Source organism: Hymenobacter glacieicola (assembly GCF_014640315.1).
Classification (GTDB): Bacteria; Bacteroidota; Bacteroidia; order Cytophagales; family Hymenobacteraceae; genus Hymenobacter; species Hymenobacter glacieicola.
Genome location: NZ_BMGS01000003.1, coordinates 396,582 through 420,150, shown reverse-complemented (window position 1 = coordinate 420,150; position 23,569 = coordinate 396,582). Strand labels below are relative to the sequence as shown.

The window sequence follows — 23,569 nt, the reverse complement described above, 5'->3', positions numbered from 1 at the left end:
CGGTCCTAGGCCAGTTAAGTAGTCAGCGGGAGAGATGCTTCGGCTGCGCTCAGCATGACGGTCTTGTTATAACCAGCGCAAACAAAAAGGCCGCGAAACGCATGTTTCGCGGCCTTTTTGACTTCAGTACTGATCTGGGCTATTAGCTGTTGGCTACTTCCAGTTGCACGGGCACGTTGTAGTCGTCGAACTCCAGCACCGAGCCGCCGCTGATTTCCGGGGCGAAGTTCAGGGCCAGGGCCTGCACTTCGGTTCGGATGTAGTCACCGAAAGATTGCACGGCGGCTTCCAGCTCGGGCTGCTGGCCCAGGGTTACCCGGATTTTGTCCTGTACCTCCAGGCCGCTGTCTTTGCGCAGGTTCTGGAGGCGGTTCACCAGCTCGCGGGCCACGCCTTCCTGGCGCAGCTCGTCGGTTAGGGTCACGTCGAGGGCTACCGTGAGGGGGCCGTCGGTGGCTACGAGCCAGCCGGGCAAATCGTCGGTGCGGATTTCTACGTCGTCGGGGGCTAGGGTAATCGGCTGCCCTTCAACTTCCACGGCCAGCTGGCCGGTCTTTTCAAGGGTGCTGATTTCCTCGGCCGTCATCTGCTGAATGCGGGCTCCCACGGCTTTCAGCTTGGGGCCGTACTGCTGGCCAAGGCGCTTGAAGTTGGGCTTCACCGACTTTACCAGCACGCCGCTGGTGTCGTCGAGGAACTCCACGTGCTTCACGTTCACTTCGGCGCAAATCAGGTCCTCTACCTTGCCTACCTGCTCGCGGGTCGTGTCGTTAAGTACCGGCACCAGAATGCGCTGCAGGGGCTGGCGCACCTTCAACACCGACTTCTTGCGCAGGGAGTGCGTGAGCGAGGAAATGCGCTGGGCCAGCTCCATGCGCTCCTCCAGGGCCTTGTCGATGCGGTTTGTTTCCGCCTCTACCAGCAAGGTGAGGTGGATGGATTCGGGAGCTAGCGGCGTATTCCGCTCGATGGCTTCGGCGCGCATGCCGTCAGTCATGTTCTGGTAGAGCCACTCGGCGAAGAAGGGCGCAATGGGCGCCATGAGCTGGGCCACGACTACCAGACATTCCTGCAGAGTTTCGTAGGCGGCCTTCTTATCCTGAGTCAGCTCGCCCTTCCAGAAACGGCGGCGCGAGAGGCGCACGTGCCAGTTGGAAAGCTGATCGGTCACGAAATCCTGGATGGCGCGGGCGGCCTTCGTGGGGTCGTAGGCGTCATAATGGCCGCGCACTTCCAGGATCAGCGACTGAAGCTTGCTCAGAATCCAACGGTCCAACTCGGTTAGCTCCGCGTGCGGCACCCGATCAAACTCGCGGGCCTGGAAGCCGTCGAGGTTGGCGTAGAGGGCGTAGAACGAGTAGGTGTTGAACAGGGTACCGAAGAAGCGGCGCTGCACCTCCGTGATGCCGTTCAGGTCGAACTTGAGGTTGTCCCAGGGCTGGGCGTTGGCAATCATGTACCAGCGCGTGGCGTCGGGGCCGAATTGGGTGATGGTCTGGAACGGGTCGATGGCGTTGCCGAGGCGCTTGCTCATCTTGTTGCCGTTCTTGTCCAGCACCAGGCCGTTGGCCATCACGTTTTTGTAAGCTACCGAGTCCTCCAGCATCACGGCCAGGGCGTGCAGGGTAAAGAACCAGCCGCGGGTCTGGTCCACGCCTTCGGCAATGAAATCGGCCGGGAAATTCTTCTGGAACTGGGTGCCGTTTTCCAGGGGGTAGTGCCACTGGGCGTAAGGCATGGCGCCGCTGTCAAACCACACGTCGATGAGGTCGGTTTCGCGGTACATGGGCTGGCCCGAGGGCGACACCAGGAAGATGTCGTCCACGTAGGGCCGGTGCAGGTCGATTTTCGCTGTTGGCTGCTCGGAAGAGTTATCGGCCATTACCCAGGCGCCATCAACCTTTTGGTAGGGGTTGTAGGTCATCACCTCAGCGGCCACGGCCTTGTCGATTTCGGCGACGAGCTGCTCGATGGAGCCAATACAGATTTCCTCCGAGCCGTCCTGGGTGCGCCAGATGGGCAGGGGCGTGCCCCAGTAGCGGGAGCGGCTCAGGTTCCAGTCTACGAGGTTTTCCAGCCAGTTGCCGAAGCGGCCGGTGCCGGTGCTGGCCGGCTGCCAGTTGATGGTTTTGTTGAGCTCGATGAGCCGGTCTTTTACCGCCGTGGTCTTGATAAACCAGGAGTCCAGGGGGTAGTACAGTACGGGCTTGTCGGTGCGCCAGCAGTGGGGGTAGGTGTGCTCGTACTTCTCTACTTTGAAGGCTGTGCCGTCGCCTTTCATGCGGATGGCAATGCTTTCGTCCAGGGTCTTGTAGTCGGCACCGCTCTGGTCGTGGCCGTCGTAGTTTTTCACCCAGCGGCCGCCAAATTCGCCCATCTGAGGCACGTAGCGACCGGTGCGGTCCACGATGGGCGTGGGCTTGCCCTCGGCGTCCATCACAATCAGGGCCGGAATATCCGCCTGCTGAGCGGCCCGGAAGTCGTCGGCGCCAAACGTGGGCGAAATGTGCACGATGCCGGTTCCGTCCTCCGTCGTCACGAAGTCGCCGGGAATCACGCGGAAGGCGCGCTCCTCCCCTTCAAAGGCCGGGAAACCCTTGTCCTGCCCGAACAGCCGCTCGTAGCGAATGCCTACCAGGTCAGCGCCGGTGAAGTGGCTTTGAATGTACCAGGGTTGTTCTTTACCAGTCGAAAAAGCATAGCCTTTCCATGAAGTTACCTCGTTCTTTTTAGCAAAGTATTTATCTACTAGTGCCTCTGCTAATACTACGTGGATGGGCTTACCGGTATAGGGATTAAACGTTGAAATCAGTACGTAAGGAATGTTTTTGCCGACTGCCAAACCGGTGTTAGCAGGCAAAGTCCACGGCGTTGTTGTCCAAGCTAGGATAAAGACTTCCGTACTCTCATCAAGCTCACTGACAATATCTTCAGAGAAGTTCGCCGGAATTGGGCCGTCACCATCAAGTCTGTGCCACTTTTGTGGTAGGCTATTCTTAACCGCCGCAAACAGCTTCTCCGACTTCTCATCGCGCTTTACCTTGAACTGGGCCACGATGGTCGTATCCTTTACGTCGCGGTAGGTGCCGGGCTGGTTGAGCTCGTGGCTGCTCAGGCCGGTGCCGGCGGCCGGGGAGTAGGGCTGAATGGTGTAGCCTTTGTAGAGCAAGCCCTTGTCGTAGAGCTTCTTGAGCAGGGCCCAGCAGCTCTCGATGTACTCGGGCTCGAAGGTGATGTAGGGGTCGTCAAGGTCTACCCAGTAGCCCATTTTCTCGGTGAGGTCGTCCCACTGGGCTTTGAAGCGCATCACGGTCTCGCGGCAGCGCTGGTTGTAGTCCTCGATGCTGATTTTCTTGCCGATGTCCTCCTTCGTGATACCCAGCTCTTTTTCTACCTGCAGCTCAATGGGCAGGCCGTGGGTGTCCCAGCCGCCTTTGCGGTTTACCTGCTTGCCCAGCAGGGTCTGGTAGCGGCAGAAGATGTCCTTTACCGTCCGGGCCATGACGTGGTGAATGCCGGGGGCGCCGTTGGCCGAAGGCGGACCTTCGTAAAACACGAAGGTGGGCTGCCCCTCGCGGGTGCTCACGCTTTTCTCAAAGATGCCGTTCTGCTTCCACCACGCCAGGATATCGGTGCCGACCTGGCCGTAGTTGAGCGGCTGCTTGTATTCGGGGTAGTTCATTGTGGGGAGGGTCGTTGTATCAGAACGTCCTGCTAAGTCTGCCGACGCATCTCTGCCTCAGAATAACTTAGTAGTGAGACCGAAGCGGTAAAGATGCGTCGGCAGGCTCAGCAGGACGGTGGAATATGATGGATTTATCCGTTCAGTTTGGGCTGCCGCTGCATCCGATTAAGGTTGAGTTCCAAGTCGTCATCTTCCTCGTGGTAGTTATCGTCGTAGTGCTTGATGCCCGACTGGTTGATGACGTTCTCGTCCTTGCCGTGCTCGAAGGTAACCAGCAGGCAGGGCAACAGAATCAGGTTGGAGAAATTGGTGATGAGCAGGCTGGCCGACATCAAGAGGCCCAGGGCCTTGGTGCCGCCGAACTCCGAGAAGGCAAACACCGAAAAGCCCAGAAACAGCACAATGCTGGTGTAAATCATGCTGGTACCGGCCTCCGAAAGCGTGGTGCTGATGGCGGCCTTTACGCGGCGGCCGTTGGCGGCCATTTCCTGCCGGAATTTGGCTAGCAGGTGAATGGAGTTGTCGCCGTCAATGCCCAGGGCAATGCTGAAAATCAGGGCGGTGCTGGGCTTGAGCGGAATGCCAAAGTAGCCCATAATACCACCCGTGAGCAGCAAGGTGAAGAAGTTGGGTAGCAGGGTAAACGCCACCGCCCGCACGCTGCGGAACAAGATCAGCACCACCAGCCCCACCAGCACAAAGGCAATAACCAGGCTTTCCTTGAGCGTACCAATCAGGTATTCGTTGCCCTTGGTGAAGATGATGGTGGTGCCAGTCAGCTTCACTTTCATGTCGGTGCCCTTGAAAATCCGGTTGATTTCGGGCTTGATGCGGTTGTTAACCAGCGTATCGAGGTTATGGGAGCCTACGTCGGCAATCTTCAGGGAGATGCGCGCCCGCTGCATGGTGCTGTCAGTGAAGGAGCGCAGCAGCTTGCTGGTCAGCTGGCCTTCCGTGCCCTCCGTGGACTGGGAGTGGGCCAGGTAGCTGAACACGTAGTTCTTCTCGGAGTTATCGGGTAGGCGGTAAAACTCGGGGCTGCCGTTATAGAAGGCCTGGGTTGAAGCCTTCAAAAAGGTAACCACGCTCACGGGGGTAGTAAGCACGGGCTGGGTGCGCAGGAAGTTCTCGAGGCGGTCAATCCGCTCCAGGTTCTTGAGCTTCAGTAGGCCCTTGGGGCGGCCCGTATCTACCACCATTTCCAAGGGCATGACGCCGTTGAAGTGCTGCTCGAAAAACTTCAAATCGGAGTTTACCGACGAATCCTTGGGCAGATCATCGACCATGTAGCTCACCGATTTCACCTTCATTACCCCAAACGAAGCCAGCACCATCAGGGCCAGGGCCGTCAGGTACACGGTGCGCCGGCGCTCCAGCACGAGGTAGTCGAAGAACTCCAGCAGCTTGGTCAGGGGCTTGGCTTCGAGGTGCTCCAGCTGCTTGGGGGTAGGCGGCGGCAGAATGGTGAAGATGATGGGCATCAGAATGAATGACACCGCAAACGCCACGAAAATATTGACGGTAGCCACCAGCCCAAACTGGAACAGAATGGCAATGTTGGTAAAGCAAAACACCACGAAGCCAATGGCCGTGGTAGTGTTGTTCATGAGCGTCACCAACCCAATCTTGCGCACTACCCGCGCCATGGCCAGCACCTGGTTGCCGGATTTGCGGTAGTCGTAGTGGTAGCGGCTCAGCAGGTAGGTGCAGTTCGGGATGCCGATAACGATGATGATGCTCGGAATCAGGCCCGTGAGCAGGTTGATCTTGTAGCCCAGCAGCACCATGGAGCCAATGCACCAAGTCACTACAATCAGCACAATCAATAGGGGAAACACCACCGCCGACCACGTCCGGAAGAACATGAGCAGGGTTACGGCCATCATCACAATGGTCAGGGCCACGAACAGCTTCATTTCCGAGGCTACCTTGGTGGTCATCGTGGCCCGCACGTAGGGCAGGCCGGCGTAGTGCATCCGGATGCCGGTCTTCTGCTGAAACCGCTCGGCGTGGCCTAGTATTTCCTGCATCACGGCTTCGCGCCGGCTGGAGTTCAGGTACTTCGGGTCCATGGTCAGGGCCAGCAGCGTGGCTCCGGTGCTCGGCGAAATCAGCTGGCCTTTGTAGAACTCCTGGGAATTTACTACCCGCATCAGGGAGTCCAGCTCGAGTTGGGTGCGGGGGAAGTTGCGGAAGATGGGCTCGGCCCGAAAGGTTTGGCTAGCCGTGTCTTTCACCAACCGGGGCAGGCGCGTCACGCCCAGAATCCCGTTGACGCCCTCTACTTTGCTGAGCGTATCCGTGAGGGTACGCAGCTCGTTGAAGTTGCCGAGCTGGTACACCGAGCTGTCTTGCATGCCCAGCACCAGCACGTTGCCATCCTCGCCGAAGGTTTGCTTGAACTGCTGGAAGTAGACCATGTCCGGGTCGTCGGGCGACACAACCTGGGCAAAATCGTAGGTCATCTGCACCTTGCGGGCTTCCCAGGCCATAAACACCGTAATAACGGCCAACAGCCCAACAAGCAAGCGTCGGTTCTTGATGACGAATAGGGCGAGGTTTCTCCACATAGGCTGCTAAAATGCAGCAAAGGTACGCAACCCTGGGCAGGTATGCGGTGAGCCTCAGTTAGTAAACAACCCCCATCCTGAGTATTGGTAGCGAATCAAATAGTACTGTGTGATTGACAAACTCATTTTTTCTTCTGAATATAGGGAACATTTTATGCACTATATATCGTAAAGAGTCGCACTTCAAGGCGTTGCGGCAATAAAAAATTGCACTTTTCCGCGCTTTGTTGATATTTTCTCATTACAATGACATTGTACAATTCCCCTGATGCGTCGCTGACGTATAACTCACTCTTGGACACCTTACACCTGAGCTACAATGCTGCTCAGTTGTCGGGCTCCTTTGGGGAGGCTTACCACCGGGCGTTGAAAGAAATGCTTGCCCAGAACGTGGACAAGCTACTGCTGGATCTGAAACGAAACGCTCCTCCCACCGACGAAGCGGATGCTTTACTCCAGCCTCTAACCACCATCCTGCCCAGCCACCTGCAGCGGCCCTTGTATATTGCCGCCGTCGTATCGGAAGGCCAGTACCAGTACCAGGTTGGTAATTCAATTGCCTCGGCTAGCCTGCCTCCTTCCCAGGTAGAGTTCAACTACTTTACCTCCCGCCGCGACGCTACCCAGTGGCTTAGCGAGAACTAACGCAGAAGTTGCCAGCCAATATCTTTTAACTAAACAGGCCGCCGGAGCAATCCGGCGGCCTGTTTGAGTTGTAAGGCTGTCTGATCAGCAGTGCGCTATAGTTTCTCGAAAATGCGCGAGAAGCTCACGGCCTCCCCAATGTAGCTGCGCAGCTCGGCAATGGGCATACGGGTTTGCTCACGGGAGTCACGGTGACGCACGGTCACGGTGTTATCCTCCAGGGTCTGGTGGTCGACGGCAATGCAGAAGGGGGTACCGATGAGGTCCTGGCGGGTGTAGCGCGTGCCAATGGAGTCCTTCTCTTCCACCACCAGCCGGAAGTCGTGGCGCAGGCTGTTGTAGATTTCGTTGGCCTTGTCGGGCAGACCGTCTTTTTTCACCAGCGGGAATATAGCGGCCTTAATGGGCGCTACGGCCGGATGCAGACGTAGGAGCTTACGGGTTTTGGTTTGCTGCTTCTCGCCCTCGCCTTCCGTAATGGTTTCCTCCTGGTAGGCCTGGCAGAGGGTAGCCAGGAACAGACGGTCGGCGCCCACGGAGGTTTCCACCACGTAGGGCACGTAGTTGCCGTAGGGCTTACCGGTTTCGGGGTTGAGGTCGTTGTCGAAGTACTGCTGCTTCTTCCGGCTCAGGTTCTGGTGCTGGGTCAGGTCGAAGTCGGAGCGGGAGTGGATGCCCTCGATTTCCTTGAAGCCGAAGGGAAACTCAAACTCGATGTCGACGGCGGCCTTGGCGTAGTGGGCCAGCTTGTCGTGGTCGTGGAAGCGGAGCTTGTCGGCGGGCAGGCCCAGGGCCTCGTGCCAGCGGCGGCGGGTTTCCTTCCAGGTCTGGTACCACTCGCCCTCGGTGCCGGGGCGCACGAAGAATTGCATTTCCATCTGCTCAAACTCCCGCATGCGGAAGATGAACTGGCGGGCCACAATCTCGTTGCGGAAGGCCTTGCCAATTTGGGCAATACCAAACGGCACCTTCTGCCGCGCCGATTTCTGCACGTTCAGGAAGTTGACGAAGATGCCCTGGGCCGTTTCCGGGCGCAGGTAAATCTTGCTGGAATCATCGGCCACGGCCCCTACCTGCGTGCTGAACATCAAGTTGAACTGGCGCACATCGGTCCAGTTGCCGGTTTTGGAAACTGGGCAGAGAATCTTCTCCTCAAGGATAAGCTGCTTGACGCCGGCCAGGTCTTCGGCCGTGAGCAGACGGCCCATTTCGGCCAGCAGAGCGTCGGCGCGGACCTGGTCGCCGGCGTTTTCGTACTCAGCGGCTTTTTCTTCGAGCAGCACATCGGCGCGGTAGCGCTTCTTGCTGTCGAGGTTGTCAATCATGGGGTCCGAGAAGCCGTCGACGTGGCCAGAGGCTTTCCAAGTGAGCGGGTGCATGAAGATGGCCGCGTCGATACCCACCACGTTCTGGTTGAGCTGGGTCATGGCCCGCCACCAGAGCTGCTTGAGGTTGTTCTTGAGCTCCACGCCGTTGGGGCCGTAGTCGTACACGGCGGCCAGGCCGTCGTAGATTTCCGAGGAAGGGAATACGAAGCCGTACTCCTTGGCGTGCGACACAATATCGGCCAGGGTGCTTTCGGCCGTGGCGGCGGGTTTCTGCTCGTTGCTCATAAGGGAAGGAAGTTTAATAGAATAGGCCTATTGTTCTGAGCGGAGCAGGCAATTTGGTAAGGACTAGCCCCCACCATGCAGATTCCCGGCTGCGCTCAGGATGGCAACTACTTCAGCGGCAAAAGTAGCAGAAGCTTTAGCTTGCTGCCTACCCTACCCCGCACAAATACCGCGGAAGCTCTGCCTGTCAATAATTTACTGTGCTTCAGCTCCTCCACCCTAACCCGTAACAACTTCCTGCGTTTAGCGGCTCAATAAGGCATAACCGGTCGGTCCGGTAACAATTTCATAATCTTGCGCCCCCTTAGGGCGGTCCTACCTTTGGTTACCGAAACTGAATCTTCACCAATCCCCCCCTTATGTTTGGCTTAGAGCCTCATGTGCTACTGCTGCTCGTTGCCTGTCTGGTAGCAGCTTGCGCGTTTGAATTTGTCAACGGTTTCCACGACACGGCCAACGCCGTGGCCACGGTTATCTACACCAACACCCTGCGGCCCTGGGTGGCCGTTATCTGGTCGGCGTTCTGGAATTTTCTGGGCGTACTGACGGGCGGTATTGCCGTGGCCATGGGCATTGTGTACCTGCTGCCAGTGCAGAGCCTCGTGGATCAGAATGTATACCACGGCATTGCCATGGTAGGCGCCCTGATTCTGGGGGCCATCATCTGGAACGTGGGCACCTGGTACTACGGCCTGCCCTCGTCCTCTTCGCACGCCCTGATTGGGTCTATTCTGGGCGTGGGCATAGCTTTCAGCTTTCTGCCTGGCTCCGATAACGCGGCCGTAAACTGGAGCAAGGCCGGCGAAACGGGGGTAGCCCTGCTCACGGGTCCGCTGTTCGGCTTCTCGCTGACCATTATTATGATGTTTCTGCTCAAGCGTTTTGTTCGCAACAAGGCCATCTTTAAGGAACCCCACAAGCGCAAGCCACCACCCCTCTGGATCCGACTGATTCTTATTGCTACCTGCACCCTGGTAAGCTACTTCCACGGCTCCAACGACGGGCAGAAAGGCGTGGGGTTGATTATGCTGGTGCTGATTGGTATTGTGCCGACCTTCTTCGCCCTCGACCACAGCAAGAACCCCCTGGACATGCGCGATTCGCTGGTGAAGATTGAGCAGGTAATGCAGAAGGTGAATACCTCCGAGCTGAGCGCCAAAGACCGGGAAGCAGTAGCTAACATTAAGGTGCAAACCAACTCCCTGGACAGCATCTTCGCCGGCAAAACTCAGGTAGCCCAGCTTCCACAAAACGCCCGCTTTGAAATCCGGAAGGCCATTCTGCTGCTGGGCAACCAGGCCAAAACCGTACTGGGTAGCGAAAAGGTAAGCATGAGCACCACCGACCGGGAAACGCTCAGCGCGGGCCTTACTAACATGAAAGGCTTTACCGATTACGCGCCCTGGCAAGTGCTGGTGGCCGTCAGCGTATCGCTGGGCCTGGGCACCATGATTGGCTGGCAGCGCATCGTGAAAACCATTGGCGAGCGTATTGGCAAGGAGCACCTGACCTACGCTCAGGGCGCTTCCTCGGAGTTGATTGCTGCCCTTATGATTGGGGCCAACACGCAGCTGGGTTTGCCGGCCTCCACTACCCACGTGCTATCCTCCGCCATTGCGGGTTCCATGGTAGCCAACCGCGGCATTAAGAACCTGAACCCCCAGATGGTACGCAACATTGCCCTGGCCTGGGTGCTAACCCTACCGGTAACTATGGCCCTGTCGGGCGGTTTGTTTTTGCTGTTCCGAGCCATTATGCCTTCCTAAGCATATCCTGGAATAAAACAAAAAAGCCACTCTCTAACCGGAGTGGCTTTTTTGTTTTCAGGTTGAGCGTCAGTGCTTTTACTTGCTATTCTTTTTAGCTCTCAAATTGGGATAGTCTGTTGAAAACTCCCAGCAATGAGCATCTTATCAACTTATCCACACGAATTTTCTTCGTTTTTGTGGATAACTCTAAGCTAAGCGGGCCACTGCACCTCTAAATCGTCGTTGATAAACACGCCGAAGTTGACAAACTGCAACTGCTCCTCGTCGAAGTAGAGGTCAATCATTTCCTTTTCGTAGGATAGGCGCATCTCGCCAGTGTCCATTTTCTCGACTTCGCTCTGCTCGTGTCCGTGGCGCTTCATCAGGGCCTGGATTTCCTCCGGGCTCTTGCCATGAATGGCTTCCCCGTAGAGGCGAATGCCGGGGTGGTCGGTTTCAATGCAGCTCAGGCGGTAGTCATCTTCCCGGTCGAAGTAGAGGGAGTAGCCTTCTTCGAGGTAGTTCCAGGCCTGGTGCTCAAACTCATCGTCGTCTTCCGACTCCTCAATCTCTTCGGGCTCACCCATCAGGGCGCGTACCTCGTCCATGGAGGCGCCAAACTTAAGCGGCCCCATGCCGATGCCGAGGGTAATTTCGTTTTCGTCGGTGCTGGAGGATTGGGCTGGTGTCTGCATAGCCGTTAGTGGGTTCAAGAGTGAAGATGGGTTCAGGGAAAGTAAAGGTAGGGGTTCTCGAGGGTCATTTGCCGTACCGGGCCTCAAATTCGGCCCGCTGTTGCACGTAGCGGGGGTGGAGCTTGGCCTCGTCCCACTTGCGCTTAAAGATGGCGGCAGCTTCGGCCTTTAGGGGGTCTTCCTCGGCCCGAGGCAGCTCTGGCCGGCCGTGGGCACCGCTCTGGCCTTTTTTGTCGTCGGGCACGGGGCCATCGTACTTTTTGCCGCCTTTGTGGTTGGCGTAGCGCCGGGCGCGGGTAAAGCCCATCTGCAGGAACTTGCGAGCCATGTCGGCTCCCACGAAATCGTGTTTCTCCAGATACGCCTCAAACAGCGCGTAAATCTGCTCCGACGACTCCCGGGCCAGTTCCGGCGTGCGGAAGCGCCAGTAGGGCAAAATCTCACCCTTGTAAGGTTGCACCAGTAGCACGCCTTGTTCGCCTTTGCCCACGCGGTATAGTTCCGGGTGCTGGCGGAAATCAACGGTTCGAAAATCCAGGGTGTAGTCGAACGGCATAAGAAGAAGCAGAACGCTTGCGGGAGGATGGGCCTTTCTATACGCCACATTAGGCTTAGAGGCTGCATGTTTTCCACTAGCGCAAGAAGCCCTGTGGATAAACGCTGCTTTTCGGTGGATAACTATCTGATTATAAACACTGACTACACTCACGCTCTGATTTTCCACCGGGCCTAATGCCCAAATTTTTCCTTTGCGTAGTGCCAAGCTACCGGCGGGCTCATCCTGCTATTAACTCGTAAGCACGCCTACTTAGCGGAAGGACACCACTGACCTTTAGCAGGTGGCCCCAAACTCCCGTCCGGTTTTGGAAGCCGAGGTAACTTCTGCACGGCTCAGTTGCTCGGGTCTTGGCCTACCTGTTTTGCACCTCTGCACGTGAACATGAAAATGGATGCCCCGGCTCGCTTTTCCACAGGGTTAATAACTTTTAAAAGTCTTCTTTAAATAAATTCTCTTTTGTTATCCGTCGTTAGGGCTGTGTATAAGTGGATAAGAAAATGAGGTTATGCACACCGGGGATAACATGTGCACAAGAACTCAGTTATGCACCGTCTATCAACAGGGTATGTTGATATTAAGTAATTGATTATAAGAATTTTGTATTAGTTTTTAACAATCCACATAGCTTGTACACAAATCCACAATTCACATCCACACCCCGCTGTGGATTGTGTGATTTTCGGGGGATAGTTATCCACCCTTATCCACCGGCTTTGCACTGCGCCAAGGTGCTGTTGTGAGCCTGCCCCATCCAAAAAAACTTTTCCGCAAGTTCTCCACGGGTTATCCTCAGGTTTCCCCACTATTATCCACAGATTATGCGTGCTAGGTCTAAAGCCGTGGAAAACTATGTGGATTGCAAATCAACCTGGTGCGAAAAATGCCACCCCGGCCCGTAAGCCCACATTCGACCTGTGGATATCTACTCAGGCCGAATCCTATATAGCTGAAAGCACGATTTCGGCAGGCCTAGCCACCCCGAGGTGTTCCTAGCGGCGGCGAGGTCTGCCCGCAAGCCCGGCACTTAACCAAGAGCAACTGGTGCCAGCCGTATACAACAACGCCCAATTCCGGCTTCGGAATTGGGCGTTGGAGTTCAAAGACTATGGGCTGATTTAGAAACTAAGCGTTTCGACGTTATCGAAGTTGGAGCGGACCTGGATGGATTTGGGCAGCAGATACACGGGCTCCGGCGGCAGGCGCAGCTGCGGGTCGCCGCCCTGCCAGCGCCCGTCCTGGTTGGTGTCAATCAGCACCCGCACCCGGTAGGTACCTGGCTGCAGGTTGTCGAACCGGTACGTACCCCGCGGGCTGTTAAGGGTAGTAACTACTTGGCCGTTGGCTTCTAGTAGCTGCACCCAGTAGCGGGTGGCCTTGGTTTGCAAGGGCCCGCTCAGGGTGCCCGTAGCAGTCTGCTCGGAAACGCGCAGGCGCAGGGGCTTCAGGCCCAGCCGCTGCCCAGTGATGCTGCTGATAACCGTGCTGTCGAGTAGAAACATGACGGTTTTGCGGGCGTTGGTGTTCAGGTTCAGGGCCAGCGTAGTTCGGTCGGGGCTGAGGGTACCGTCCTGGGGTAGGCGGAGCGGCCGCCGCTTCAGGGAGTCCTCAACCAGCGTACCGATGGGCTTGTTGGGCGCCAGGCGCACGGGCTCGGTAAATACAAACTTCACCTGGCCCTGCCGGTACACTTCCCGCGGGCTACCCTCCACGGAGTACGCCGCCCCGCGCCGGGCGGGCGGGTTGCCCTGGAACCGCACGTTGATGGTGTCGCGGCCGACGTTGCCGGCACTATCGGTAGAAGCGAGCAGGTAGCGACCTTCCGTGAGAGCCGGAGTGCGGTAAAGCAGCACCGTCCGGCCTTTTTCCGCGAGCTGCACAGCCTCATTCAGGGCCGGCGAAGCAACTGCTGCCCCCAGGGGCGCCAACGTTACGCGCTCCACGCCCTCGTTAAAGCTGATGCGAAAGTCCGTTGGGTTGGTTTTCTGGGTAGTCACCAAGGGGCGACGGGCATCGGGGCGGGTAAGCAGGAACTGCAGGCTATCCAGGCCCGGGCGCACCGTGAGCAGGTCGGGGAGGTAGCCAATTTTTTCGCCTTCCTCGTAACGGTTGCTCTGGTTTTTATCGGCCAGCGCAAACGCCCGGTAGCGGCCTTCCTTTAAGTTTTGCAGCTCAAAGCCGCCCTGTTTATCGGTGCGGGCCAGGTAGTAGGGGCGGCCCCGCCGGATGTTGGCCGTATCTGCCTCCGGATATAACACCACGGCCGTGTTTTCGGTGGGCTGGCCCGTGAGCAGGTCGCGCACTACCCCCCGCACCGAGCCGGAATCGAGGCGGGCCCCGGTGCTGAAGCTCAACACTACTTTCTGGGCTGGGTTGCTTTCGGTAATGTCGCTGATGGAGTTGCCGAAGTTAAACGAATAGGTCGTGTTTGGAGCGAAGGGCCGGTCGAAGGTCAGGGTAATAGCCGAGCGGTCTTCCCGAATTTTATAGGTGTCCTTCTCGCCGAGCACCGGGGCCACAATCAGGTTTTTCTGCAGGTCCTTCAGCTGCACCTGCTCCGAAAACTCCAGCCGCACCGACTGCCCCGTTACGTTGCGGGCTCCATTGGCGGGAATGGTACCAACCAACTTGGGCGGGGTCGTGTCGCGGGCGCCGCCCTCTGGGGAGCTGATGGCCGCGCAGCCCCCCAGGCCCGCGGCAGCCGTTAATAACAGATAGATACTCGCTCGGGCAGGTAGAGTCATGGAAAAGAGAAGCGCGGATTTTGCGAAGAATAGAGAGTACGCGGCTTAAGGTTTCCCGCGGGGTAGCGCACTTACCGCAGAACAGGCCGTATGCCTGCCGCAGGCCGCAGCAGGAAATCGAAGGTACAATGCACAACGCTGGAACGGCCAAAAACTGTCATTCCGAGCCGGATGAGGAATTGGGGCTAGCCTCTCGTGCGTAACCCAAATTCTTCGCCCGGCTCGGAATGACAACGTTCTTAAAAACAACGGAGTAGCCTCTCCCCTACCCCACCGGCTAGCCTAGCGCTTCTGGGAGACGTAAATCAGGCTGGAGTACTGGCCTTCGTGGCTGGCGGCGTAGCGGTTCGACTGGTAGCCCGCCTTGAGTACGGTTAACATGCCGCCGCCCCGCTCGGCGCGGTGTTTTTCGCTGAGCATGCTCACGTAGTAGGCATCCAGGGGCATGGGTAGCACTTCCTTGACCTGCATTTTGTGCTTTTTAAGCAGCTGGGTCATGGTTTTAGGGCTGAAATGGTAGAGGTGGCGCGGCACATCGTAGGCGGCCCAGTCCTGGCGGTAGTGCTGGGCATCGAGGCTGTCGACGTTGGGCACGGCAATGATGAACACGCCGTCGGGCTTCAACAACCGAATGAGCTGCTGCAAAGTATCGTTCAGCTCATGAACGTGTTCCAGCACGTGCCAGAGCGTAATGGCCTCGAAGGAGTCGGCGGGCAGCTGGGCCAGGTTGTCCAGGTCCAGGGGCTGGCCCACGCGCTGGGCGGCATCCTGGCGGGCCCGCGGGTTGGGCTCCCAGCCGGCTACCTGCCAGCCGTTGCTTTTGGCCGCGGCCAGAAAGTGCCCCGTGCCGCAGCCATAATCGAAGAGGCGGCCTTTGCGCGGCGCCAGCTTGTTTACCAGCCCTACCTTGCGGCGCATGGTAAAGAAGCGAGCCACCTTGTAGGCCTGGTTGATAACCCCTCCCGCCCCACTGTTGTGCGACACGTACTCCTCCGACTCGTAGTAGCGGCCAATGTGGTCGGCGTCGGGCCGGGGATTAGTGAACTGAAACGAGCAGGCTGCGCACTGCTGAATGGCAAAACTCTCTTTGCTGACCGACTTATCCTCAACGACCAGCTTGTTGCGAAACTCCGTTTTGCCACACACTGGGCACTTCTCCAAACGCTCGTACACCACTGATTTGCGCTGATTAATTTGATTAGCGGAAGCTGACATTGGGCCTAAGCCCAATTGCTCCCGCTGGCGAAGGTACAAAACGAAGCTGCCACAAATTCACGGAGAATTCGTGGCAGCTGTCAGGCAACAACGATAGAACTATAAACCATACTGCCACTACAAACGCAAGCCCGTCATCCGATGACGGGCTTGCTTGCTAGGGTAGGCGCCTGCTTACCGGCCCAGGTACACCATCAGCACCGACACGTCGGCTGGCGAAACGCCGCTGATGCGCGAGGCTTGGCCCAGAGTTTCGGGCTGAATCTTGAGCAGCTTTTCGCGGGCTTCGTGCGAGAGGGCGGGCATGGCCTGGTAGTCAAGGCGGCCCCGAATCTGGAAGTTTTCCAGCTCCTGCACCCGGGCCGCCTGCTGGTGTTCTTTCACGAGGTAGGACTCGTACTTCACCAGAATTTCGGCCTGCTCCAGGGCTTCGGGGCCGTAGGGCGCCAAGGCCAGCGTCAGGCCGGGCAGCACCCGGGCCAGGGCCGGCAGGTCCACGTTGGGGCGGCGCAGCAGGTTCACGGCGCGCGTCTTCTCAGAAATAGTGGCTGAGCCCAGCTCCGTCAGCCAGTCGTTGATTTCCTGGGGCTCGATGGAGTAGTTTTTCAGCAGCTTGGCTACTTCCTGGGTCTGGCGCTCCTTTTCGCGCACCAACTCCATCCGCTCGTCGGAGGCCAGGCCCAGGGCATGGCCCAGGGGCGTGAGGCGCAGGTCAGCGTTGTCCTGGCGCAGCAGCAAGCGGTGCTCGGCGCGGCTCGTGAACATGCGGTAGGGCTCGTCGGTGCCTTTGTTGACCAAGTCATCAATGAGTACCCCGATGTAGGCTTCGCTCCGCTTCAGGATGAACGGCTCCTTGCCGTGCACCTTGTTGTGGGCGTTGATGCCGGCCATCAGGCCCTGGCAGGCGGCCTCCTCGTAGCCCGTGGTGCCGTTGATCTGGCCCGCGAAGTACAGGTTCTGGATGCGCTTGGTTTCCAGCGTCAGGTGCAGCTGGGTGGGCGGGAAGAAGTCGTACTCAATGGCGTAGCCGGGGCGGAACATCTTGGCATTCTCGAAGCCGGCAATTTTGCGCAGGGCGCGGTACTGCACGTCCTCGGGCAGGCTGCTCGAAAAGCCGTTCACGTACACTTCCACCGTCGACCATCCTTCGGGTTCTACAAAAATCTGGTGGCGGTCCTTGTCGGCGAAGCGGTTGATTTTGTCCTCCACCGAGGGGCAGTAGCGCGGCCCCAGCCCCTTGATGCGGCCCTGAAACATGGGCGACTTCTCGAAGCCTTCCTTCAGGATTTCGTGCACCTCGGGGTTGGTGTAGGTGATGTAGCAGGGGCGCTGCTTGGTTAGGGCCGGCGTATCGAGGTAGGAGAATTTGCTGGGCACCTCGTCGCCGGCCTGCTCCTCCATTTTGGAATAATCCAGGGAGCGGCCGTCCACGCGGGGCGGGGTGCCGGTTTTCATGCGGCCGGCCTCAAAGCCCAGCTCTTTTAGCTGCTCCGTGATGCCGGTGCTGCGCCCCTCGGCGGCGCGGCCGCCCCCAAACTGCTTCTCTCCGATGTGGATAAGGCCGTTGAGGAAGGTACCATTGGTGAGCACCACGGCTTTGCCGCGGAACTCAATGCCGAGCTGGGTTTTCACGCCCACTACTGTGTCATTTTCCACCAGAATGCCCATCACAGCTTCCTGCCAGAAGTCCACGTTCAGGGTTTGCTCCAGGGTCAGGCGCCATTCTTCGGCAAAGCGCATCCGGTCACTCTGGGCCCGGGGGCTCCACATGGCGGGGCCTTTCGAGCGGTTCAGCATCCGGAACTGAATCATGGTTTTGTCGGTGATGATGCCCGACTGCCCGCCCAGCGCGTCCACCTCGCGCACAATCTGGCCCTTCGCCACCCCGCCCATGGCCGGGTTGCACGACATCTGGGCAATGGTGTTCATGTTCATCGTCACGAGCAGAACCTTGGAGCCCATGTTGGCGGCGGCGGCGGCGGCCTCACACCCGGCGTGGCCGGCTCCTACTACAATGACGTCGTACTCTTCTTGCTGAAACATGAATCACGGATTTAGACGGATTTATCGAATGGCACGGATTGCGGACGGCTGCCTCAAACTTCGCTGGGGGTAGCCGCCGCGGGGCCTTTACCGTTGGATGGAAACAGGAACTAGAAGGGGGAAAGTTCGCCGCTTCTCAAACAGAACCCACCCGCATCCGGGTAGGCCCGTCAGCAGACCAGGCGCCGCCGAACTTCGGACGCAACCCGCTCAAAACGTGCGCAAAGATAGGCACTCGTCTGCTTTTTTAGGTGACTCCGTGCTCATGGCGCCGTGAACCCGCACGGCGTACTGGCTTGATTCCGGGCTATTATCACCTGTATCTGCGCCCCAACTCACCCGAAGGTAGCCTCGTCCAGGTCCTCGGGGAGCCAGCCGGTCAGCAGCTCCGCGGAGTGAGCCGCCACGGTTTGCCAATCAAAGGGAAGCCAGCTCCCGTTGAGGGCATCAAACACCTGGGTAGCGGTCAGGCAAGGGAAAAGCTTGTAGTCGAACTTGGGGTAGCCGTGCACCAGGTAGCCGGGGTAGTAGTACGTTTTCTGGTGCTGACGCGCGTAGTTAATTTTCAGCAGCATAAGGTATTTACCCAGGCTGTATTTGCGGTAGGCCGGATGGTAGAAGTTCATGATGCCGGCCAAACTGCGGGCCCCGCTATCAAAGATGCCGGCGGCAATCAACTGGCCTTTATCTCGTACCTCAATGATATAGGTGCTGAACACGTTGTGCGCGGCGCCGGCCAGCAGGAAAGCTTCCACCGTTTCGGGCGCATCAAACGCAATGGCGCCGCGGTAAAGGGCATAAAGGGCCTCGTACTCGTCGGTGAGCTGGAACGACCGGATGGTTAGGGCAAACGGCTCATTGAGACGCAGAAGCCGCCGCTGCGCCGGGCCGTAGTGCACCGTGACCAGCTCCAGCCGCAGCCAGTGCACCGTGTACAGGTCGTCATTGATAGGAAGAAACCGGCAGGTAAATAAGTCCTGGTGCATCCGGTAATAGCCCTGGCTTAAGTAAAAATCCAGCGCGTCGCCTCGAATAACAGGATGTTGCGGAGGGGTAGCAGCCATACGGCAAGATACTAGGGTGTGTAAGTAAGCAATGTTACCCGCCCAATAAGAACAGGTATGCCGAGCTCCGCATAAATAATAGAAACGGTCATTCCGAGCCCCGCGAGGAATCTCGCGTGCTTATATTGGATTACCACTACAACGCCAGCACGCGAGATTCCTCGCGGGGCTCGGAACGACGTTTTTGCTTTACTAGCTGCGCCAAACGCGCCGTTTACAGGGCCATGCGCCTACCCTCATACAAGTCCCAAACTCCGGATAGGAAGCTAGCCCGCCCGTCGGGCGGGGGCACACAAAAACGCCCGCATGTGCAGCGGGCGTTTTCAGTAAATCAGTATACGCTACCTCTTTAGAAGGTGCGCAGAAGCAGGCAGTCATCTTCCTTCTTGCGCATAGCAGTCTGACTGAGCAAGTCTTTATCAGCATAGCCCAGCAGGTGCAACACGCCATGAATCATGACCCGGTGCAGCTCGTCGCGGAATGGCACGCCCAGCTGCACGGCGTTTTCCCGCACCCGCTCCACCGAAATAAAGATGTCGCCCTCAATGATGTCGGCGTCGTCGGCATTGTCGAAGGTGATGACGTCGGTATAGGTGTCGTGCTCCAGGTACTCTAGATTGACCTTGTGCAGGTATTCATCGGAGCAGAAGATGTAAGTCAGCTGCACGATTTCGTGCTCGTGCACCTCAGCCACGCGCTCAATCCAGGAGGTAAGGTCCTGGGCATCAGCCAGCTCAAAGTCCACATCTTCCACCAGAAACTCAATGCCCGGGCCCTCGTCGCGGCCAAAGTCATCCTCTTCCTGATCGTCGTGCTGCTCGGTGGGCAGGTCGCTCATAGGGGCAATAGCGGGCTAGTGAATTGCGGTTTCGGCGCCGTTAATAGTAGCACCCGACTCGGGGGCCGAAGGGGTAGGCAGCATGAAGGTTAGCTGCACGTTACGGCCATCCTTGGTGAACTCCACGTCATCGGCCAGGTGCCGGATCAGGAAGATGCCACGGCCACCGGGGTTTTCCAGGTTCTCGGGCGCCGTTGGGTCGATGAGGTTGGTGTAGTCAAAGCCAGTGCCTTCGTCCTCGATTTCAAACTTTACCCGGTCTTGGTCAACGAACAAAGACAGAAATACATTCTTGTCTTTATCGAACTTGTTGCCGTGGCGAATAGCGTTGTTTACCGCCTCCGTGACGGCCACCATGATGTTGCCGTAGATATCGTCCTCGATGTGAAATGTATCCTTCGAGTTGTCGATAAAGCTCTCCACCACGCGGATGTTCTCGACCAGGGAAGGAATCTGAATTTTAACCTGCTTCATAGGAATGGAAAGGGGAAGGCGGCGTAGGGGCGGTAAAAGTAGCTGAACGCTACTTCATTTTCTGAAAATATTCACTCACCTCGCGCTGGTAATAAGGCGTGAGGGCCGGCGGCACGGTGCGGAGGAGCTCCGTCTGCCGGTTTTGCTGGCGCTTATACTGCTGAAACGCCGGCGGAAACACAGGCGGACGGTTCTGAGCGGTCTGCGCTTCCCGCTTCTCGTCCTGGTCCCGCTCCCGGGCCGATTTCTCGGCCTCCAGCAAGCGAGTCAGGATTTGGCGCTGGCGCATAATGGTCTGCTCCGTCAGCCGCTTGTTTACGAGGTCGGTTTCGGTTTGTTCCATCATTTTTTTCACGTCGCCGAGGCCGCCGGCCCCGTCCTGGCCTTTGCCATCCTTGTTGTTTCCGGGTTTGCCGCCGTTTTTCTGCTGCATACGCTCCAATTCCTGCATGGCCTGGCGGAGCATCTGCTGCTGTCCGGCTAGCTTGGCCAGCTCCTCGGACAGCGCACGGCCCTGCTTGCCGCTCTGCTGGAGCTGCTGAATCTGCTGGTTGAGCTGCTGCTGCATGCGGCCCAGTTGGCCTTCCCCGGCCGAGCTGCCCTTCTTCTTTTTGCGGCCCGACTTGCCCCCACCCTGCTGCTGCTGGCTCTGGCTTTGGCGCTGCTGCTCCTGCATTTGCTGCAGGGCGTCGTTGAGCATCAGGGCCAGGTTGTTCATGCTGGTCATGGCCAGTTGCTGGGAGCTGGTGGCCCGCCCGATGTTGCGCTGCCGGATCTGGTCGAGGCTCTCGTCCATGCGCCCGTTCATCTCGCCTACCTCCCGGGTCACGAAGGACTTGATCTGAAACACACGCTTGGCCAGGGCATACAGTGAGTCCTGCACCACGCGGGCGTCGTCTTTGAGCTTGCGCTGGGTTTGGCCCAGCTGCACAAAGCGCGGATCCGACTGGTCCACGGTGCGGAATTGTTTCATCAGGTTTTCCTCGTCGAAGCTCAGCTTGAGCAGGTTTTCCAAGATGTCGCGCAGGTCGTCAATGTTTTCCTGCTGCTGGTCCTGCTCCTCCTCGTTCATCTGCTGCTGCATCTTTTGGGCCATCTGCTGCATCTTCTGGGCGGCTTGCTTCTGGCTCTGGCTGGCTTTCTGGTTTTGGTTTTTGCCGAGCTGCTCCTGGCTTTCCTGCTGCTGCTCGTCTACCTGCTCCTGCTCCTGCTTCATCTCGTCGGCGCCGTTTTCGCCGTCGAGCTGCTGGTCCAGCTCCTTCATGTCCTTGAGGTCCTGCTTGAGCTCGTCAAACTTCTGTTGCTGTTCGCTTTGCTGCTGCTTCAGGTCCTGCTGCTTTTGCTGCTGCTGGTCTTTGTCCTGCGGGGCCTGGGGCGAGTTTTTGTCGTTCTTCTGGGTTTCGTCGGCCAGCTTCTGCTGCTCCTGGGCCAGCTGCTGCAGCTTTTCCAGGGCCTGGTCCTGCTTCTGCTCAAACTGCAGCTGCTTGAACATTTCCAGGGCCCGCTCCAGCTCTTTCTGCAAGGTGTTCTCCTTGTTTTCTAGCTGCTGGAGCAGCTTCTGCATGTCAGGCTGGTTTTGGTCCTGCTGCTGTTCCAGCAGCTTCTGCAGCTCCTCGTAGAGCTTCTTGGTTTCGGGGTCGAGCAGGGTTTCCATGAGCTTTTTCAGCTCCTCGGCTTTCTGGGCCAGCTCCTCGTTTTTCTGCGGATCGAGCTGGTTTTGCTGCTCCTGCAATTGCTCAAACTGCCGCTTCAGCTCATCCAGGGCCTGGTCCATCTGCTGCTTCTGGTCCAGCATGTCGCGCAGCTGCTTGCGGTCCTGGAAGTTCAGGTCGCGCTTTACCTTCAGCTTGTCATCGGCCTTGGCTAGCTCCCGCTCCATCTTCTTGCTTTGCTGGGCAGCTTGGCTAAGCTGATTTTGCACGGCCTGGCTCTGCGAAGCCAGCTGCTGGCGCAGTTCCATGCGCGAGGGCAAGCGGAACTCCGCGGTGCGGCTGCGCGCCGACTTTGGGCCGTGTACCTCGTCGTTGTCCCACACCTGTACGAAATACTCCAGCCGGTCGCCGGGACGCAGGCTTAAGGGGCGCACGTCCCACTGGTAGGCGTAGCTCTGGCTCGGGCCGCGGCCCAGGGGTAGGGCGCGGGTTTGGTAGGTAGCATTCGGGCGGGCCTTGCTCAGCACCCGGTAGTGCAGCTGCAGTCGCGAGAGGCCGTAATCGTCCCGCACGTTGCCGCCCAGGGCCAGGTAGCGCAGGGAAGTAGTGTCCTGAAACGCTTCGAGCGTCACATCGGGCGCCTGGTCCGGAATGACGGTAAGCTGGTATTCAATGGGGTCCCGGTTGGGGCTGTTGGCGTTGCGCAGGTGCACCGAATACTGCTGGCTGCGCATCGCGCGGCGGGAAAGCCGGAACTGCTCGTCGTTGGGGGCAGCGGTTACTACCTCGTCGGGGCTGCGGAAGCGTAGCTGGAGTTGGTCGGTAGCTTCGGTGGCAAACTCCCAGCGCAGGTCCGAGCCTTCGGGCACGGTGAGGTTGCCGGTGTTACGGATGGTTTCGGCGGGCTTGCCGAGGTAGGCCGGGTAGGAAACGCGCACGGCAAAGTCGCGCAAATTGGGCCGGGCCTTCACCGTCAGGTCATACTCCGAAGAGGTAAAACCGGCGGCCGCCAGCTGAAACTCCACATTTTCGCGCAGCTGCCGAAACTCGTAGCGGAAGCGGTTACCCGATTCGCGAATCAGGTGCCGCTCCCGGCCGCCATATACGATGCTGATTTCGTTGGGCAGGGCTTCGCCTTCTACCGTTACGTTCAGCGTGTAGTCTTCGCCCTTGAAGGCCGTGAGGTTCTTGTTTTCCACCACGAACCGGAAGGGCGCGGGCGGGCTGTATTTCCGGTCGTAGTTGAGAATCCGCTCGGTACCCTGCACAAACAGGCTGGGGTAAAGCAGCAGCACCAGCACCACCACGGCGGCCGGAATGGCCACGTACTTCCACAGGGGCTTGGTCTGGGCCTGAATGTTGATTCCTTGGGTAAACTCGACGCCGCGCAGCTGCCCGGCGCGTTGCTCCAGGCTGGCGGCCAGCAGGGCGTTTTCCTGGGCCTGCCCGCGCAGCTGCAGGGCGTTCAGGAGCTTGTCCTGCACTTCCGGAAACAGCTCCCCTACCCGGCGGGCCGCCTGCTCATCGCTCAGCATGCGGCGCAGGTTGGTAAGAGCGGCCAGCGGCTGCCAGATCCAGCGGCCCAGCGCGTAGAGCATGCCCGCTACAAACCCGAACAACAGCCCCGCCCTCACCCAAGTAGGCAGGTACAGGAAGTATTCGAGTAGGTTGAAAATGAGGAATAAGCTGAGCAACAGGCCACCGGCCACGAAGGCCCCGCGAACCAGTAGGCTCAGGTAAAACTTACGCTTGAAAGCATCGAGGCGGGCCAGTACATCGTCCAGGGCCCGAGTCGTTGCACGGTCTTTCTCCACTACCATAGGTTTGCCGCCTCATATGGGCTTGGGAAAGATACGTATTTCGCCCGGCGGCTGCATGTACCTACACACGGAACCAAGTAGAGGTTCCGCAAACACGAAGGGCTGCGCGCTTGCAGCCGCCTTTCACGGCCCTGCTCCCTGGTTCCGCTATCAACTCACCTTGAGAGGACTGCGCCGAAGCAGACCCAGGCAGACGTGAGCGGGCAC

Annotated in this window: 14 protein-coding genes; 2 read left to right on the top strand and 12 right to left on the bottom strand. The window is 58.3% G+C overall.

Annotated features, from left to right (window positions below):
- Positions 1-142: 142 nt before the first annotated feature.
- Both ileS and IEW18_RS07645 read right to left on the bottom strand, forming a co-directional pair.
- On the bottom strand, positions 143-3,682 hold the full coding sequence (gene ileS, locus IEW18_RS07650; RefSeq protein WP_188557240.1) for an isoleucine--tRNA ligase: 3,540 nt from the start codon (positions 3,680-3,682) through the stop codon (positions 143-145).
- Between the two features lie 134 nt (positions 3,683-3,816).
- Entirely contained in the window at positions 3,817-6,255 is a 2,439-nt protein-coding gene (locus IEW18_RS07645; RefSeq protein ID WP_188557239.1) for an efflux RND transporter permease subunit, read from the bottom strand.
- Between the two features lie 294 nt (positions 6,256-6,549).
- Between IEW18_RS07645 and IEW18_RS07640 the strand changes: the two genes are divergently transcribed.
- Entirely contained in the window at positions 6,550-6,900 is a 351-nt protein-coding gene (locus IEW18_RS07640) for a hypothetical protein (protein ID WP_188557238.1), read from the top strand.
- A 95-nt stretch (positions 6,901-6,995) separates the two neighbouring features.
- Here IEW18_RS07640 and IEW18_RS07635 read toward each other — a convergent pair whose 3' ends face one another.
- Complete coding sequence (locus IEW18_RS07635; protein ID WP_188557237.1) at positions 6,996-8,513, bottom strand: glycine--tRNA ligase; 1,518 nt, start codon at positions 8,511-8,513, stop codon at positions 6,996-6,998.
- A 359-nt stretch (positions 8,514-8,872) separates the two neighbouring features.
- On the opposite strand from IEW18_RS07635, the gene IEW18_RS07630 reads away from it, so the two are divergent.
- The gene (locus IEW18_RS07630) at positions 8,873-10,279 is read left to right on the top strand and encodes an inorganic phosphate transporter (protein ID WP_188557236.1); all 1,407 of its coding nucleotides are present in this window, start codon (positions 8,873-8,875) and stop codon (positions 10,277-10,279) included.
- Between the two features lie 194 nt (positions 10,280-10,473).
- Here the strand turns inward: IEW18_RS07630 and IEW18_RS07625 are convergent, their stop codons facing one another.
- The 9 genes from IEW18_RS07625 to IEW18_RS07585 all read right to left on the bottom strand — a co-directional run bounded on the left by IEW18_RS07625 (position 10,474) and on the right by IEW18_RS07585 (position 23,362).
- Positions 10,474-10,974 (bottom strand): hypothetical protein, encoded by a 501-nt coding sequence (locus IEW18_RS07625; RefSeq protein ID WP_229728637.1) that lies wholly within the window; start codon positions 10,972-10,974, stop codon positions 10,474-10,476.
- Between the two features lie 46 nt (positions 10,975-11,020).
- A complete protein-coding gene (locus IEW18_RS07620) occupies positions 11,021-11,512 on the bottom strand; it encodes a DUF4385 domain-containing protein (protein ID WP_188557235.1) in 492 nt (163 codons plus the stop codon).
- 1,118 nt (positions 11,513-12,630) lie between these two features.
- On the bottom strand, positions 12,631-14,256 hold the full coding sequence (locus tag IEW18_RS07615; RefSeq protein ID WP_188557234.1) for an Ig-like domain-containing protein: 1,626 nt from the start codon (positions 14,254-14,256) through the stop codon (positions 12,631-12,633).
- Positions 14,257-14,538: 282 nt separating this feature from the next.
- A complete protein-coding gene (locus IEW18_RS07610) occupies positions 14,539-15,471 on the bottom strand; it encodes a class I SAM-dependent methyltransferase (protein WP_229728636.1) in 933 nt (310 codons plus the stop codon).
- Between the two features lie 174 nt (positions 15,472-15,645).
- On the bottom strand, positions 15,646-17,514 hold the full coding sequence (mnmG, locus tag IEW18_RS07605) for a tRNA uridine-5-carboxymethylaminomethyl(34) synthesis enzyme MnmG (protein WP_188557233.1): 1,869 nt from the start codon (positions 17,512-17,514) through the stop codon (positions 15,646-15,648).
- 335 nt (positions 17,515-17,849) lie between these two features.
- The gene (locus IEW18_RS07600) at positions 17,850-18,578 is read right to left on the bottom strand and encodes a GNAT family N-acetyltransferase (RefSeq protein WP_229728634.1); all 729 of its coding nucleotides are present in this window, start codon (positions 18,576-18,578) and stop codon (positions 17,850-17,852) included.
- A 349-nt stretch (positions 18,579-18,927) separates the two neighbouring features.
- Positions 18,928-19,416 (bottom strand): rRNA maturation RNase YbeY, encoded by a 489-nt coding sequence (gene ybeY, locus IEW18_RS07595; protein WP_188557232.1) that lies wholly within the window; start codon positions 19,414-19,416, stop codon positions 18,928-18,930.
- Positions 19,417-19,431: 15 nt separating this feature from the next.
- On the bottom strand, positions 19,432-19,890 hold the full coding sequence (locus tag IEW18_RS07590) for an ATP-binding protein (RefSeq protein WP_188557231.1): 459 nt from the start codon (positions 19,888-19,890) through the stop codon (positions 19,432-19,434).
- Positions 19,891-19,939: 49 nt separating this feature from the next.
- Positions 19,940-23,362 carry a DUF4175 family protein gene (locus IEW18_RS07585; protein ID WP_188557230.1) on the bottom strand — a complete coding sequence of 1,141 codons (3,423 nt, stop codon included), beginning with the start codon at positions 23,360-23,362 and terminating at the stop codon, positions 19,940-19,942.
- Positions 23,363-23,569: the final 207 nt, after the last annotated feature.